Origin of the sequence: Enterovibrio calviensis DSM 14347 (genome assembly GCF_000621165.1) — a bacterium.
GTDB classification, from domain to species: domain Bacteria; phylum Pseudomonadota; class Gammaproteobacteria; order Enterobacterales; family Vibrionaceae; genus Enterovibrio; species Enterovibrio calviensis.
In genome coordinates this window covers 998,675-1,015,228 of record NZ_JHZA01000001.1, presented here as the reverse complement: position 1 = coordinate 1,015,228, position 16,554 = coordinate 998,675, and the positions used below count along the sequence as shown (strand labels likewise).

Annotated in this window: 11 protein-coding genes, 1 tRNA gene and 3 pseudogenes; 7 read left to right on the top strand and 8 right to left on the bottom strand. The window is 46.0% G+C overall.

The window, feature by feature from the left end; translation table 11 throughout:
- Positions 1 to 126 precede the first annotated feature (126 nt).
- The 3 genes from Q365_RS0104355 to Q365_RS25410 all read left to right on the top strand — a co-directional run bounded on the left by Q365_RS0104355 (position 127) and on the right by Q365_RS25410 (position 4,407).
- The gene (locus Q365_RS0104355) at positions 127 to 1,482 is read left to right on the top strand and encodes an FAD-dependent oxidoreductase (RefSeq protein WP_028022196.1); all 1,356 of its coding nucleotides are present in this window, start codon (positions 127 to 129) and stop codon (positions 1,480 to 1,482) included.
- A gap of 9 nt (positions 1,483 to 1,491) precedes the next feature.
- Positions 1,492 to 2,616: a mandelate racemase/muconate lactonizing enzyme family protein gene (locus Q365_RS0104350; RefSeq protein ID WP_028022195.1), complete on the top strand. Its 1,125-nt coding sequence runs from the start codon at positions 1,492 to 1,494 to the stop codon at positions 2,614 to 2,616.
- A gap of 186 nt (positions 2,617 to 2,802) precedes the next feature.
- Positions 2,803 to 4,407 (top strand): BCCT family transporter, encoded by a 1,605-nt coding sequence (locus Q365_RS25410; RefSeq protein ID WP_051563728.1) that lies wholly within the window; start codon positions 2,803 to 2,805, stop codon positions 4,405 to 4,407.
- Positions 4,408 to 4,578: 171 nt separating this feature from the next.
- On the opposite strand, the pseudogene Q365_RS27105 reads toward Q365_RS25410, so the two are convergent.
- Positions 4,579 to 4,731: pseudogene (locus Q365_RS27105) on the bottom strand (AraC family transcriptional regulator); the annotation flags it as partial.
- A 397-nt stretch (positions 4,732 to 5,128) separates the two neighbouring features.
- On the opposite strand from Q365_RS27105, the gene Q365_RS0104340 reads away from it, so the two are divergent.
- The 4 genes and pseudogenes from Q365_RS0104340 to Q365_RS0104325 all read left to right on the top strand — a co-directional run.
- Positions 5,129 to 6,013: a class I SAM-dependent methyltransferase gene (locus Q365_RS0104340; protein WP_162176369.1), complete on the top strand. Its 885-nt coding sequence runs from the start codon at positions 5,129 to 5,131 to the stop codon at positions 6,011 to 6,013.
- Positions 6,014 to 6,034: 21 nt separating this feature from the next.
- Positions 6,035 to 6,109 (top strand): annotated as a pseudogene (locus Q365_RS27410) (YitT family protein); the annotation flags it as partial.
- Between the two features lie 142 nt (positions 6,110 to 6,251).
- Positions 6,252 to 6,326, top strand: a tRNA-Gly gene (locus tag Q365_RS0104330).
- A gap of 143 nt (positions 6,327 to 6,469) precedes the next feature.
- Positions 6,470 to 6,701 (top strand): annotated as a pseudogene (locus Q365_RS0104325) (ISAs1 family transposase); the annotation flags it as partial.
- Positions 6,702 to 6,897: 196 nt separating this feature from the next.
- Here the strand turns inward: Q365_RS0104325 and Q365_RS0104320 are convergent.
- The 7 genes from Q365_RS0104320 to Q365_RS0104285 all read right to left on the bottom strand — a co-directional run bounded on the left by Q365_RS0104320 (position 6,898) and on the right by Q365_RS0104285 (position 16,541).
- Positions 6,898 to 7,824 (bottom strand): aminoimidazole riboside kinase, encoded by a 927-nt coding sequence (locus Q365_RS0104320; protein ID WP_028022192.1) that lies wholly within the window; start codon positions 7,822 to 7,824, stop codon positions 6,898 to 6,900.
- Positions 7,825 to 7,942: 118 nt separating this feature from the next.
- A complete protein-coding gene (gene gtfA, locus Q365_RS0104315; protein ID WP_035024351.1) occupies positions 7,943 to 9,421 on the bottom strand; it encodes a sucrose phosphorylase in 1,479 nt (492 codons plus the stop codon).
- Positions 9,422 to 9,507: 86 nt separating this feature from the next.
- Positions 9,508 to 10,989 (bottom strand): glycoside hydrolase family 32 protein, encoded by a 1,482-nt coding sequence (locus Q365_RS0104310; protein WP_028022190.1) that lies wholly within the window; start codon positions 10,987 to 10,989, stop codon positions 9,508 to 9,510.
- 146 nt (positions 10,990 to 11,135) lie between these two features.
- Entirely contained in the window at positions 11,136 to 12,146 is a 1,011-nt protein-coding gene (locus tag Q365_RS0104305) for an OmpG porin family protein (RefSeq protein WP_028022189.1), read from the bottom strand.
- A gap of 184 nt (positions 12,147 to 12,330) precedes the next feature.
- Positions 12,331 to 13,464 (bottom strand): ABC transporter ATP-binding protein, encoded by a 1,134-nt coding sequence (locus Q365_RS0104295; protein ID WP_028022188.1) that lies wholly within the window; start codon positions 13,462 to 13,464, stop codon positions 12,331 to 12,333.
- A gap of 106 nt (positions 13,465 to 13,570) precedes the next feature.
- Positions 13,571 to 14,206, bottom strand: coding sequence for a beta-phosphoglucomutase (pgmB, locus tag Q365_RS0104290; RefSeq protein ID WP_028022187.1), 636 nt, complete (start codon positions 14,204 to 14,206; stop codon positions 13,571 to 13,573).
- Complete coding sequence (locus Q365_RS0104285; protein WP_028022186.1) at positions 14,199 to 16,541, bottom strand: glycoside hydrolase family 65 protein; 2,343 nt, start codon at positions 16,539 to 16,541, stop codon at positions 14,199 to 14,201. The genes pgmB and Q365_RS0104285 overlap by 8 nt, the downstream gene beginning before the upstream one ends.
- Between the last annotated feature and the right edge of the window lie 13 nt (positions 16,542 to 16,554).

Genomic DNA, 16,554 nt, shown 5'->3' with positions numbered 1-16,554 from the left:
AATTGGTTTAGTGAGCGAACTCACAATAAGAGTGGAATTAATTGTACCACAAATAATACAAGCATATATTAAAAACACACAACTGATATATCAGATGAACATCAGTCATCTATTAGTGAGGAATCAATGAAATCTTGGAAAATCATCCATCGTTATGAATCTCTACCCGAGCTGCCAATCTTGGCCGAAGCTGAGGTATTGGTTATTGGTGGAGGCCCAGCAGGTGTAGCCGCAGCGGAGACTGCAGGTCGTATGGGTAAGGATACATGGCTGATTGAAAAGTATGGATTTTGTGGTGGTGCAGCAGTTGCTGGCCTATCAGGCACCATTTGTGGCATGTACATGGCAACAGACGACGAGAACCCAAAACCAGAACAAGTTGTATTTGGTTTTACCGAGCGTTTCCGCCAAGCACTAGAAAATAAAGGTGGCGTCACTGGGCCACAGATTTATGGCAAAACCTTCACCGTTACACACGACCCACTAATGTGGCGTGAAGTTGCGGATGACTTCCTTGAAAAAGCTGGTGTCACCACCCTATTCCACACCGCGGTTACTGGCGTAATCATGGACGGCGATGTATTTAAAGGCGTCGTAGTTGAGTCAAACGCTGGCCAAAGCATCATCCTAAGTAAGCAAATTATCGATGCTTCTGGTGACGCTGCGGTCGTAGCCCGCGCAGGGATGGATTACTACTTTGGTGACAATGGCCGCATTCAAAACCCAACTATGTTCTTCCGCTACGCGGGCGTCGACATGGAGAAGTACCTAGCGTACTACGGTGACGACACCATCTGCCCACCAAAAGTGACCGAGAACATTATCGCGGCGAACGCGACGGGTGATTACAACCTCCCTCGCCACAAGATTTGGATTTTCCCCACCACTCGTCCTAGCGAGCTAATGGTTAACGCAACACGTTTAGCTGGCCAAGATGGCCGTATGTTGAACGTCATTGACCCTAAAGATTTCACTGAAGCCGAAGTGTTTGGTCGCCGCCAAGTTCGTGATTACGCGCGTTTTTTAAATAACTACGTACCAGGCTGTGAAAACGCTTACGTCGTGGATACGGGAGTTGAAGTCGGCATTCGTCAAACCCGCTCAATCGTCGGTGTGGAAACATTGACCAACGAAGACGTAGTGAACTGCCGCAAGCGTGAAGATGGTATCTGCCGCACGCCTTGGCCAATCGAACTGCACTCTGGTGATAAACCAAAACTACATTGGTTGCTGAACGATTACTACGACATCCCTTTCCATACATTGGTACCCATTGTCGGAGAGAACATCATCGTTGCAGGCCGCTGCCTAAGCGCAGAACACGAAGCTCTCGCTTCAGCTCGAGTGACTGCGCAATGCTTTGAACTTGGCCATGCAGCGGGTGTTGCTGCGGTACAAGCTATTGATACAAATTCGGCGATCCGCGACCTAAACGTTGCAGATATTCGCGCCATCATGATTCAAAATGGCTCTAGCCTTTAAGGGTATAAAATGTCAAATCTGAAAATTGAACGTGTTGAACTTTACGCTGTTGCAGATCGCTTAGCAGCGCCAGTTCCATGGGCAGATAACCAAGAACCTCTACTGTACACCAACAACATCGTTCGCTTGATTTGTAATGATGGAACTGAAGGTGCGGGCGCAACCATCAGCTACACTGAGAACGACTTTGACCGTTGTATCATTGAATCACAACGTACTATTGTTCCTGGCCTCATCGGCAAAAACCCACTTGCGACGCAAGAACTTTATAACTGGCTTCAATCTCGTTGCACTTGGGGCGGCCTGCCAGCCAAATCCCCTATCGACATCGCAGCGTGGGACATCAAAGGTAAAAAAGCAGGCATGCCTTTATACATGCTGTTGGGCGGTGCTCGTTCAAAAATGCTTTCTTACGCATCAACGCCAATGTTTGACACAGTAGAAGAGTACTTCCCGTACCTAGACGACTGCATTGAGCACGGCTTTACCGCTATCAAACTTCATTGCTACTGCGTATATGCGAAAGATGTCGCACTCGTCGACGCGGTGCAAGAACGCTACGGTAAAACCGGCATTCGCTTCATGTTAGATACAGCAACCTTCTATACGCCAGAGCAAGCAATGGCAATGGCAAAACGCCTCGAGAGCTACAACTGGGAATGGTTCGAAGCTCCTGTTTCTGATTACGACTACAACACTTACAAACGTCTAGTTGACCATACCAATCTAGAGATTTCGAGCCACGGTAACTGCCTACTGACACTTCAAGAAGTGACATACGCACTTTCACAAAACATGTGGTCTGACATCCGTCAAGACGCAACAGTATGTGGCGGTATCACTCCGTTAAACAAATGTTTCCACATCGCGGAAGGCTTCTCTAAGAACCTAGAAATTCAATCGATGGGTTATACGCTAACGCAAGCAGCAAACCTGCATGTAGCCCTAGCACACAACAACTGTAAGTTCTTCGAACAGTTCTACCCATACGATGACTTCGAACTAGCATCAATCAATACCATTCGCACAGATAAAGAAGGCTTTGTCCATGCACCTGAAGGCAATGGCCTTGGTATTGAAATGGATTGGGATAAAGTGAAAGAAATGTCTGTAGCGTCTTACGTGTTCGAGTAATTGCTTGTTAATGAATAAATATAACTAATACAAAGACAGCAAAAACTGACACGCCTCTACCTACATTGTTTGCCCTTCAAGTTGCACGTTTTGGAAACGGTTGAAGGGCAAACAAACCTAATGTCAGTCATCAAGAACACGCCGTCCGAGTATTCTCAAAATTAGACAATATTGGAAAGTCACTCAATGAAATTGAATACTTCAGAAATAGACTGGAAACTCACCTTTGGCAGCTTTGGATTTGTTCTGCTCTTGGGAATTCTAGCGGTACTTTACCCAGAAGCGGTTAAAACCACGATGGGCAGCATGCTAGATTTCACGGTGATGAACTTCGGTTCTGGTTTCCTTTGGTACACTATTTTTGCTACTGGCGCTCTTTTGTACCTCGCTTTCTCGAAATACGGCAATATCCGTATGGGTGACAGCAAGCCAAAATTCACTAAGTTCCAATTGTTCGCTATGGCACTATCCGCTGGTATGGGTGCAAGTACGATGTACTGGGGCTTTATCGAAGCGATTTATTACTTCATGGATCCACAGTTTGGCATTGAAGATAAAGCGATGGCGATGGAGTACGCTTCTGCGTACAACATGTTCCACTGGGGCGCAGCTGGTTGGTTTATTTACCTAATCGTTGCAATTCCATTCGCAGTTGTTTTTTACCTAAAAGGCAGCCGTCGTATGAGCTTAAGTGGTGTTATCAACGCACTATTTAATGACCGTCTACCAGCCTGGGCGCAAAAATTCATCGACTTACTGTTTATCATCACAACACTTGCAGCAACAGCATTGACACTCGGTCTTGGCATTCCAATGATATCGTCAAACCTTGCAAGCCTAACGGGTATTCCAGATAACTTGATGTTGGGTATAGGTGTAATTCTTGGCCTATCTGTGATCTTCTCTATGAGTTCATACATCGGTATCGAAAAAGGTATGGCTCGTCTATCTAGCGCAACAATCTACATCTGTGCTGCGTTCGTAGGTATCATATTCATCATCGGTCCTTCAGCACTGATCATGAACAACCTAACCAACGGTATTGGTATCATGCTGTCTGATTACATCCGCATGAGTACAAACACGGATCCATATGGCACGACCATGTTCCCTCAATACTGGACTGTATTCTTCCTTGCAAACTGGATTTCTTACTCTCCTGGTGTTGGCGTTTTCATCACTAAGATCATTCAAGGTCAAAAACTACGTGACGTCGTGCTGATTCTGGTGATCGGCGGAACCATGGGCTCAGCGGTTATCTTCGGTGTTTGCGGTACCTTCGCAATGGACCTTGTCAACACTGGTACTGTTGATGGTGTGAAAATGATCACTGAAGGCCAACCAACGACACTAGTAAAAGAGATTTTTAACTCTACGTCGATTCCAATGATTCTCACTGCGATTTACCTAGTGACTATGGTTCTATTCACAGTAACAACCCTAGATGGTACATCGTACTCGCTAGCGGGTATTGCAACCAAAGAGCTAGATGAAGAAGCAAACGTAAACCCAATGTTCCGCTTGTTTTGGTGTCTACTACTTACAGCACTACCAATCATCTTCTTGCTGATTGAAGCGGACCTAAATATTCTAAAATCGTTCCCTGTACTCATCATTGTTTTAATTGTGCCAATCTTCTTTGTTGCAGCCGTTAAAACTCTTCAATACTTGAGAGTAAACTACAACAGCATCATGGCTCACCAGCGCGAACAAGATAAGATCTTAGGTATCGAATCTGAAGATACGTCAGAAGCAAACACCAAAATGCAAGAGACTGCTATTCAAGCATAATACGGCTCTTTTCAAGACCACATAAAAGCACCATCGACAATCTCTTGATCGCAATTTACGCGATCAAGAGATTTTGCCAACAGACTCTCCCTTTCGCCAGCCCAACAGTATCACGCTGATAATCGTTGTGGTTGCTATAACCTTCGATACACCTCAAAGCTAAATCAAACGCTTAGGTTGAGGTAAGCATATTGCCGATACCCGTTCATACCCCGCCGACACGTCGGGATCTTTTAAGTAAGGCTTGTCTGAATTTTCCATATCGTGCTTTCGCCACTCACCAGGCGCAACTTGAAACGTTGCTTTGAATGCGCGACTGATCGTGACACCACCGATTAGTTCAATAATTAAGGAAACAACGCCGCTCTCGACTATGGGATAACGCCTAAAGGATAAAATCCCTCATTTGGGGGATGTGACTTTGCTGGGAGTACTCTAAGGTGGATTTACAACAAAATACGCTTACTGTTCTGCAGAAAAAGAGTTAAAAAATAATGACAGAAAATAGTCAACAAACCGCATATAAATATGACGACTGGAAGGAACAATTTGATGGGTGCGTACGTTGAAAGGGAACCTTAACGAATAACATTAAAAAATCGAAAAAAATTTAATTACACACATTTTCACCATGAGACTTGGACCGCTGTGGTTATTTAGATCATCACAGATTCCAGTTCCTCGTTCTGAAAAAAGCAGTATTGCATACGAAAGGAACGATATGATGCAAACCCATATGGACTACATCCGAACATTAGTAGACAGTGGCGGGCCTAAGCCCGATCAATACGATGATCTCAATCAATGGTTTCAATTAATTGGAGAGAAGTCTAGAACAAAGGCAATCACACAAGATCAGTTGACAGAGATGTGGTCAGCCTTTGGTGACGCGTTCTCAACCAATACGATGCAAGGGTTTGTAGTGAATAAACCCCATGGATATGCCGGAGATTTCGAAATAATTGATAAAATCTATACTAAATGGCTTTCTCCTACCAAACACTTAGAGAATTGGGATAGATTTTTCCATTGGCAAAAGGCTTCAATTGCAGTTAGAAATAGAAAAGCATATTTTAAATCCTTGCTATCAGAAGTTGACAATTCAGAAGTTGAGAATCCACTCATATTGAATGTTGGTAGTGGCCCTTGCCGAGATATTTTTGAGTATCAAGAAGAAGAACCATCAACAAAAATTAAATTTGAATGCATTGATATGGATAGCCGAGCAATCGAATACTCTAAAACCATACTCAGTGGCGAAAATGTAGAGCATTTTTGTCTAAACGCGTTCAAATTTCGACCTAATAAAGAATATGATTTAGTGTGGTCGGCTGGCCTTTTTGACTATCTTGACGACAAACAATTTGTGTTCTTGCTTCGCTCATTATTAGATAGTGTGGCTACTGGCGGGGAGCTTGTGGTCGGCAATTTTTCCGAGAAAAATCCTTCCAGAGATTACATGGAGTTTGGCGGATGGTTCCTACATCATAGAACTGAAGAGAAACTAACCCAATTGGCACAGAAGGCCGACGGTGATAACTATGTAATCACCATAGATAGAGAGCCGTCAGGAGTTAATTTGTTTTTGAGGATTACAAAGCCATGAATGCTTATGAATTTCTTCACCGCTTTCACGACCAACCTGATTTTGGCCATGAACCATAAGCCTGGTCGTTACCAGCCTAAGCCTGAGGCGGTATAAGCCTGAGGCGGTTTAACCCCCCGTTAATGGCCTACTGCATCGGTGGAAATATCACCAACCGCCTCTTGATGTCACAATAATACCTTGATAAAAAAGCATTATCTTGCGGTGGAGACACAAGGCCATTACATTTAAATCAAGCGCGTGCATCGTATAATGGCTATTACCTCAGCCTTCCAAGCTGATGATGCGGGTTCGATTCCCGCTGCACGCTCCAGCTTTCTTAAACCTCAATTGTCCCCGCGCAAATTTCAGATCATCTACTTAACTCAATATACCCAAACAACCTGAAGATGCAGGGTTCAGCGAGCTTGACTGACGTTATGATCAAGGCGTCCCTTTGCCGATCTAGTGAGCTCTAACAAAAAGGTGCTGACCCCAGAGCAGGCTGGGGATGCTATCAGAGCACAGGGGCATAGAGTCCATGCATTGGATTTTAGGTGTCAGTATGCGGGAAGATGCTTACCAGATTTACCGAGAAAACGCCGCTGAAAACTTGGCAGTGTTAAGGCACATGGCACTGAATATGCTCAGATCTGAACCCACCAAGGTTAGTGGGCCGATGAAGCAGAAACACACCATGATGAAATAGGCCTTCTTGGAGCAACTCCTCGTCGCTGGATTGACGTCCATGGCTAAAACTTGACCATTCATGCGGACGCCTTGACCCTTAAGCAAAGATACTCAAGAGTATTTTTATCCAGTCACCGGCTCATTCAATTGCTCGTTTTCTTAATTGGACAGTGTTAGCTACAAATGAAGAGGTTTCTATTGATCGAACTACAGAACTAGTTATCGACCAATTCGTTTAGCTGTTCTATAAATGGCAGTGCCGTCATTGCCCCTTTCTGTGTCGTCGCCAGAGCGCCACATGCGTTGCCCCAGTGAACTGCCGCTTCGATCTGAGGCCATGAACACCAGTCATCACTCTGAGAAAGCTTAGCTAACAAGCCACCGACAAATGCATCACCAGCACCCGTGGTATCAATAACTTGCTCGACTTTGGTGCCTTCAATTACACGGCGTTCACCATTGAAAACCGCTAGAGCACCACGAGCCCCCAGAGTCACAATGATCAATTTGTTAGATGCAAAATTTAACGCATCCAAAGCCCAATCGAGGGTTTCAGCGTGTGTTAGGAACGTCAGTTCCTCTTCAGAAAACTTCACCACATCTGCTAACTTAACGGCACTCATCACCACATCTTGGATCTCTGATGGATCTGCCCATACTTCTTCCCTTAGGTTAGGGTCAAAGCTGATGAAACCACCTGCTGATTTCATTCGTTTCATTGCTTCAAGCGTTGCACTGCGTGATGGTTCGTTAGCCAAAGCGATAGAACAACTGTGCATCCATTGTCCAGATGCAAATGTTGGGATGTCTTCGACATTGAAGAATTGGTCGGCACTTGGCTTCACCATAAAGGTAAAGCTTCGCTCACCATCATCATCTAAGTCGACAATCACCGTTGACGTTCGCTGAGATTCATCCAGAAGCATGTCGTCGGTATTTACCTTCTCATCCGTTAGGGCTTGCTTCATAAATCGACCTAATGGGTCTTGTCCAACGCGCCCAAAGAAGGCGGTGTTCCCACCTAGGCGAGAAATGGCAACAGCAACGTTTGCTGGAGCACCACCAGGGCATTTTAAATAACGAATATCACTATCTGGAATCAAATCCACAACAGCATCCCCGGTTACCCAAACCTTGTTCATATCACTTTACCTCTCGCAACGACGAATAAATTAGAATTATTAAAGCAAACGAACAGTAGCCCGCTGACAATACCTACCAAACTAGCGGGCACTTGAGTTAAACCTCATTAAACTTTACTTAGATTTGTCCGTTTGCCAGCTTAACTAAGTCATATTTGGTTGTTTCATTGCCTTTGGTTAGAGTAATCGTACCGCTTGGTGCCTTAAGATTTAGATCCAAGACGGCTTTAGATACATTGTTTGACCAAGTCATGTTTAGTGAGTGACTCTCACCTACTACAGTCACTTCACCGTTAAATGCATCCGAGGTGTTACGAATTTCAATTAGCTTAACCAGCCCTTTTACTACAGGTTTAGTCAATTGCTCTGCAACGACTTCTTCGGTTAGGTAAGGGCGGTTTATGTCACGACCTACATTCGTATTTTCTAGTAATGTCATGTCATTCTGCATAGCAAACAGACCACCGTAGTACACCTGAGGTACTCCTGGGCTAAAGAACTGAATAGCGCGAGAGAATAGGTAGTGCACATCGTTACGACCAAGCGCATCGTAGTAAGTACAGTTCACTTGGTACAAGTCAACATTGCTAGCTGCCGCACCAGTTGCTTTACGGCTCTGTTCAAGGCTGTTGTCGTGCATGGTTTCTACCAGAGTATCAATTTCTTCTGGTGTCAATAACCCCGGCTTATCACCTTCAGGTCCAGCATCAATGATGCCAATACCATCGTGAGTATCTAAGACAGTCAGACAGTTCTTTGGCGCTATTTTTAGCCACTCAATCAATGCATTAACGTTGTTATTGAACAAACTATGAAGGATAAGCGGTGGAAGTGCGAAATCGTAAACTCGGTTAACTTTGCTTGCCACATCAACTTGTGTTTTGTAGTGGCTGTGGATCTCAGCAATGGTTTCCATACCAAGCTCGTTTGCTCGGTTTGAAAGCTTATTGATAAACGCAAAAGCTTCATCAGTCATGAAACAGCTAGTGCCAGCACGTTTTATTGCATAGCCTGCGGCATCAAGACGAATGATCTTAACGCCATTCCCAGCGAAGAGTTTTAGTACCTTCTCAAGGTAAGCATCACCCGCCGGCGATTCCACGTTAATATCCATTTGGTTGTCAGTAAATGTCGTCCAAAAATTTACTTTCTTTCCTGATTTCAACTCTTTTTCACTGAAACAGCTACCCGGACGAGGACGATAAATCGTTGCAGCTTCTACTTCTGTCATGCCATTTGGGAAAACATCTGTTTCTTTTAGGAACATTTGCCAGTATTCAGACTCTTCACCTTTTTCCAATACGTCTTGGAATTCTGGTGATTGAGCAGATGCGTGGTTAACGATCAAGTCAGCCATGATCTCTACTTTGTCACCAAGCTTCTTAACGCTATCCCAACTGCCAAGTCGTTCGTCAACTTTTGCATGGTCGATAGGGTCAAAACCTGCGTCACTGCCATCAATTGGGTAGTAGAACGGCAAAACATGTACGCCAGAAAATAGGTTGTTTAGCGAGCTATCAAGCATGTTAGATAGATCATCAATGCCACCATTTGAAAGACGGTCTGCGTAAGTGATCAGTTGTACTTGGTTTTTCATAGGTATTTCCAAATGTTATTAACGAACGTAAATGGCGTTACGTTCAAATCGTTGTAGTAAGTGAACTAAGTCGGTACTTTTTCTGTTTAACATGATTTATTTACTGCCACGCTTGATACTTCAACATTACTCAGCCCCAATGTGCCGCTATCCACGTTCAGGGCGACACTTGCTTGCGTTTCTTTGGCATAAACAAGGTTGGTAAAGCTGTATTGGCCAGCATTGATCAACAACTCGACTGAGCCTTTGTCGATCAACACTTCGACTTGGAATTTATTCTGAATCGGTAAGGTCACGCGATAGTCGTGTGGGAAGTGTTCATCAATGCGTTCCGAGCCAAACTGACCACGACGTACAGAGCGCACTTCTATGCCTTGCTCGACACAAACAAACTCAAAGTAAGCGGCATTATCTTTGTACACATTCAGGTGCAACGTTTGTGTGTCTTGTAGCGTCACATCAGCGCTGAACTTCATGACTTCTTTCAGGCTATAAAGGCTAATCGCTTGTTCGTCACTTGGCTCAGGCGTTTGCACATCAAGACTTAACGCCTGATTAAGCTCTTTGACAAAGCGTTGTCCAACGCGTACCCCTGTTTTATTTTCAAACAGGAAGAGCTCACGAGGCATAGCCATTGAACTGCGAAACTCTTGGGTCGGTAACTCAAGCGAGTATTGGTGATTACTCATCCATGTACTGACGATACGGCGACCGTCTTCAGCAGGGACGTCAGAAAATGACTGAGTCGCGTAGTAATCACGGCCGAAATCGAGCCACAATACGGTATTTGGATGATTGTGATTGATGAAGGTTTCGCCATCAAAGTCGCCGATAAAATACTGCGTACCTGCTCCGCCACAATGAGCACCCTCACCAATGCCAACCACCAATACCCAACGTGTTTCTTGTGAGCCTTCGATAGGTAGTTCAAACAAGTCTGGGCATTCCCAAGGACCTTTACTGTGCGCACCATGACGGTAGCCAAACTCGCTCACTAAACGCCAATCCAATAGGTTGGTCGAACGGTAGAACTCGATATGTTGACCGCAAGACACCACCATCACCCACGCTTGGCTTTGCTCATGCCAAATCACCTTAGGATCACGGAAATCCGGATTGCCCCGTGCAGTAATGATCGGTGCGCCGTTGGCGAACTTCTTCCACGTCATGCCATCTTGGCTATAAGCGAGAGACTGCTGCTGAATTGGTTCTTCAATTTCAGTGCCATCAGCCAATGTCACTTTAGGTTGAATAAACGAGGTGTAGAACGCCAATAAACCTGGTTTACCGGCCTCAAATAAACCTGAGGTGTTGTGCCAATCGACAATCGCACTGCCCGAGAAGCACATACCAGATTCATCTGGATACAGTGCAGGCTCAAGCTTTTGCCAATCTATCAGATTGGTGCTGATTTTGTGTCCCCAGTGCATTGGTCCCCAAACCGTATCGTTTGGGTAATACTGGTAAAACTGGTGATAATAACCATTGAAGAATACCAGTCCGTTTGGATCGTTCATCCAACCTGAATTAGGCGTCATATGCAATAAAGGGCGATACTGTTCGCTCATAAGCCAATCCAATGTTGTTGTGAATACATTTAGCTTTGTGAGGGTGTTGACATGGGCTAAGCGGCGAATCTCCCCCTTCCATCCAAAGCTAGCCATATTCAAATAGACGGCTCTCCCATACAGAGATTGGGAGAGCCGGACGCTATTTAGAAGCTGTAGTTCAGACCAAGGATCACCAATGGAATGTAGCCATCAAATTGCTCGCGCTGAGCGCCACTTGCGAAGTCGATTTTTTTGTAGCTTGCTTCGCCAAACACGCGCCAGTTATCAGACAAAGGGTAATTTGCAGACACACCAAGCTTTGAATATTCTTCAGTCCAAGCGTGAGCACCAGTAGCATCGACGTTTTTCTCAAACGCACCAAACTCACCCCAAATAGACGCGGACAGTTTGCCAAAGTTGTGCCAAATACCAGGTTTGATGATCCACTCAGTCTCCGTTTCTGAGTAACCATCTTTCGCATTCCATTGACCTTCTTGCAGACGGAAGTTTAACCAAGCACCGGTATTATCATTGATGCGGTAACCAAATCCTGGCTCAATTTCCCAGTATGGAAACTCACCCGTTCCGCGTTTGTATTCCACGTGGTATAGCGCGTAACCATGCATGCCAAGGCGGTCTGTTAACTGATAAGAACCAAACACTTTCGCTCCGGGCGTTGTGCGTTTATCAATGCTTTCACCCGCCAGTTTCAGTCCCCAACCAATATTGCCTTTTTCATGGCTGTAACTGCGGTTAACGTAGATCTCTTGAATCGAGTTGACACCGCGGTTGTATGTTGCGTGTTTTAAGTTGCCGTTAAACAGCTCTTCACGACCAGAATAAAAACCAAAATCCCAACCAGGCAGATCATCATGGCGGAAACCACCCTGAGCAATGGTGTACTTCACTTTGCCTTCATTGACACCGTCATCGCGAATGATTCGTTCAACTTCCACATTCGTGCCAAAAGAGCCATGAAACTTGCTTGGCTCTGGCTGAGGCACATTGAGCGCAGACAATAGCTCTGCATTTGAATACTCAGACTTAAGCTCTTCTACCTGAGCGGCAAGTTTGGCGTCTTTCTTTGCTTGTTCACTAAGGGCCTCAGCTGCAAGTGACTGGGATGAGAACGTAAGCGCAAAGAGTATAGAAGATGCTACTACTGTTTTTTTCATTGTTATTGCCTTATTATCACGTCTTTACTGATGCCCCCGAAGGGAGCGACACAATGCCTGCTGAAACAGGCGTTAAATTACGCTCGATTTGGGCTGCAACCCAAAATGAGAGCGCAGTAATGCTTAAGCCCGCCGCGATGCGGGCTTATTTTTAAAATTCGTTTTCTATTCGGTGTCTTGCGAATTAACTCGCTTGTTTGATTTGCGGCGGAGGCGTAATCAAATCGCTCAACGTCATGCCACGTTGGAACGCCTGACCTTTGCTATCGAATAAGTGACATTTCTCAGCCGGAATGCGGATGTTCAATCGTTGGCCGATTTCTACATACACGGTACCTGGCACTCGAACCAATACTTCCTGACCACCGCGTACTAGCGTGGTGTAAAGAAGCGATTCTGTCCCTAGGCGTTCGAAGCCCTCAACAATCACACCCACACCTTCTTCATCAAGATGGATGTCTTCAGGGCGGATACCAAGCGTCATCAATGCGCCTTGTGTTGCGCCTTTTGCGTTAACGTCCGCTTGGAAGGTGTAGTCACCCACTTCTACCGTTGCTTTTTCATTGCAAGCAGAAACCAGTGTCGCTGGCAGCAGGTTCATTTTTGGAGAGCCGATAAAGCCTGCTACGAATAGCGTTTGAGGAAAGTAGTACAGCTCCAGAGGCGAGCCTACTTGCTCTACAACGCCTGTGCGAAGTACCACGATTTTGTCGGCTAGCGTCATTGCTTCAACCTGATCGTGGGTTACGTAAATCACGGTAGATTTGAGTTTTTTGTGATATTCCGCTAACTGCAAACGCATTCGAACGCGCAACGATGCATCCAAGTTTGACAATGGCTCATCAAGAAGAAAGAGTTTGGGGTTGCGCACGATGGCACGACCTATCGCCACTCGCTGACGCTGACCGCCAGAAAGCTGACTTGGCTTTTGCTTCAAAAGGCTAGTCAGCTCAAGCATTTCTGACACTTCACGGACAGAAGATTCAATAGCTTGCTTACTTTTCTTCGCCAACTTTAAACCAAACGCAATGTTTTCGTAGACCGTCATATGCGGATATAACGCATATGATTGGAACACCATGCCAATACCGCGATCAGTGGGCGAGAGATTATTTACGACCTCACCATCTAAGCACATATCACCTGATGAGATATCTTCCAAACCCGCCACCATACGTAGCATGGTAGATTTACCGCAGCCCGATGGCCCAACAAATACCGTGAACTCACCGTCTTCAATCGTCAGGTTGGCATCTTTGATAATATGGGCACCATCTGGATAAATTTTGTTGATGTTCTTCAGTTCTAAACGTGCCATGGTTCTACCTATAATTCTCTATCTGGGCATTAGGTGATTTTGGAGCAGCGCCCTGAAACCAGCGACTGCTCCATCTCACTGTTTGGTTGCGCTCACGCTCAACCCATTAACCGATTATGTCGGCCAAGTTCATACCTTTAGTGTCGTCGAAGCGCCAGTTCGCATGACCCACACGCTCATCAGGGCCGATGCCTACCACGCGCATGCCTGCTTCTTTGGCTGCATCTACGCCTGCTTCGGCATCTTCCACCACAATGCATTCATTCGCATTGACGCCCACTTGACCAGCGGCGTGAATGAACACGTCTGGAGCAGGTTTAGAACGAGTCACCGACCAACCATCACCGATAGCATCAAACAGTGGGGTTAGCCCAAGACGGTGCAGGATAGGACGAGCATTCTTACTTGCTGACGCCAGTGCCACTTTGATGCCACGTGCGTTTAGCTCAAGTAGGAATTGCTCAATACCCGGTAGAACGTCTTTCGCAGAAATCGTGTTCAACAGATCCACGTAGTAATCGTTCTTACGCTTCATTAGCTCATCAAACTTCTCTTCGCTGATCTCTTTGCCGTTCAAGATGATGTTCAGTGACGCTTGACGAGACACGCCACGAAGCTGCTCATTGATTTCACGGTCGAAGTAGTAACCTTCTTCGTTCGCCATACGCTGCCACGCTTGGTAGTGCAGCTCAGCCGTATCCGTGATAACGCCATCTAAGTCGAAAATGAATGCCTTACACATTGAACGTCACCTCTGTTGAATCGATAGCACGTGGCTCGCCTGCAACTTCGATGTTTAGCACTTGGCCGCTGAACTCTGGACGCTCGATACGAACTTGCGCTTGGTCAACCGTCACTTCTAGACGCTCACCTTTCCAGTAGATTGGGAAGTTCAGGCTTTCCCATTGCTTAGGAAGGTTAGGGTTGATACGCAGGTTGCCACCTAGCATACGAACGCCACCAAAGCCGTAAACCACACACTGCCACATGCCGCCGATAGACGCCGCGTGAATGCCGTGATCCGAGCTCTTCATGTTCTGACCGATGTCGATAGACGCGGCTTGTTGGAACAGGTCGTAAGACAGTTCTGGGTTGCCAACATCTGACGCCAGAACCGAGTGCGTAGACAGACTTAGCGACGAATCGTGTAGCGTCTTCGGCTCGTAGTAGTTCCAGTTTGCCAGCTTGGTTTCAAGGTCGAACTTATCTTCTTGCTGAAGGAACAGCACCATGATGTCCGCCTGCTTAGAAACCTGCATGTCGTTAACCTGTTCTAGGTTGTAGTCTTGGAACAGACCACCAACGAATGGCTGCTCTTTGTACTTAGTCAGGTCGATGATTTCTTTCTGTAGGTAAGTGTCATCCTGTGGGATTACCTTATCTTCAGCACGTGGCTTCGGTAGGTAGATGTTGTCTACGCGATCTAGCCACATTTGACGAGCTTCAACTAGGTTTAACTTGTCAGACAGCTTAGCCAGTAGCTCTGGGTTCGACGCTTCTAGATCCTCGTAGTAACGAATCGCTAGTTTGATGTTCTCTACCGCCATGTAGTTAGTGAACGCGTTGTTGTCGATGTGCTCTTTGTACTCATCAGGACCGATTACGTCACAAATACCCCACATGTTGCGGTCTTCTAACCAATCTAGGCGGCTTGTCCAGAACGTTGCTGTGTCGAACATAACCTCGTAGCCCATGTCGTCCATGAACTTCTGGTCGCCTGTGATTTGGTAGTACTGCCACAATGCGTAAGTGATGTCACACGTGATGTGCTGCTCGATAAAGCCAGACCAAATCTTCGTAGATTTACCCGTGATGATGTCTACTGCGCCCCATACTGGCGTTACTTCTTCACCCGTTAGTGCCGATTCCCATGGGAACTGTGCACCGATGTAGCCGTTGTCTCGCGCTTTCTTACGAGCACCGTCTAGTGTCTTAAAGCGGTACTCAAGTAGGCTGCGCGCCACTTCTGGCATGGTGTAGATGAAGAACGGAAGCATGAATACTTCGGTATCCCAGAACGAGTGACCTTTGTAGCCTTCGCCAGATAGACCTTTCGCGCCGATACCGAAGCGAGAGTCATGCATTGGCGTAAAGATGTTTAGCTGGTATTGAGCAAAACGGATCGCAAGTTGGTCGAAATCGCTACCACCGATGGTGATGTTCATGCCTGCCCAACGCTTATCCCACTCTGCTGCGCTCTCTTCTAGAAGCTCATCAAAGCTGCGGTCAGCATTGGTTTTTAGGTTCGTTAGAGCGTGGTCACGAAGTGCTTGAAGCTCGTAACCTTCAACATCGAACTGCTTGTCGCGAGATGTATGAACCACACCGACTTTTTCTGTGCCGAACGTTTCGCCCGCTTTCAGATCGTAGTTGATGTTGACCCATACTTTACGACGGTCCATCGCAAGTGATGGGTCGATTTCTGTCTCTTGGCCGTCAACTAGGTAGCGGTGAGACGTTAGGAATACAAAGTCTACTTTGCTCTCTGTGGTGTGTTGTAGAAGCTCGATAAAACGCTTATCGTAAATACGCTTTTCGCCTTCGTGGAAGTGCTGTGCACCAGAGTTAGAAAGCTGCGCATCCACACCAGAGCGGATTTCGATTTTTGCATCGCTGTTCAGTGCTTTTACTTGAACGTCGAATGCCATTAGGTGAAGGTTTGCTTGCGAGAAGAAGCGACGGAAACGCATCTCAAAGCTTTTACCTTCGTTGTTTGTCCATGTGAATTCACGGATTAGCTCACCGTTTTTCACGTTTAGGCGACGAGAGTAATTACCCACGTCACCTGTTTCTAGGTGGAAACGGCGACCATCGATGAAGATTTCAATCGAGCTCATGTCTGCAGAGTTTGGCAGCTCAGTTACTTCGTCTGCATCAAACTTATTGTAAGTACCAGCAACGAAAAGGTTGCGAACTTGGCCCACGTATTTTTCTTCCGTTGCACTACGCGCACCCATGTAGCCATTACCTTGGCTCATAACCACTTCACATTTGCCTTGGAAAGCTGAGTCAAACGCCGTCTCTTCAACGATCCAATTTTTAAGTTCGCCTTGACCAGCGTTGTAGTTCATAAACATCTAAAATAACCCC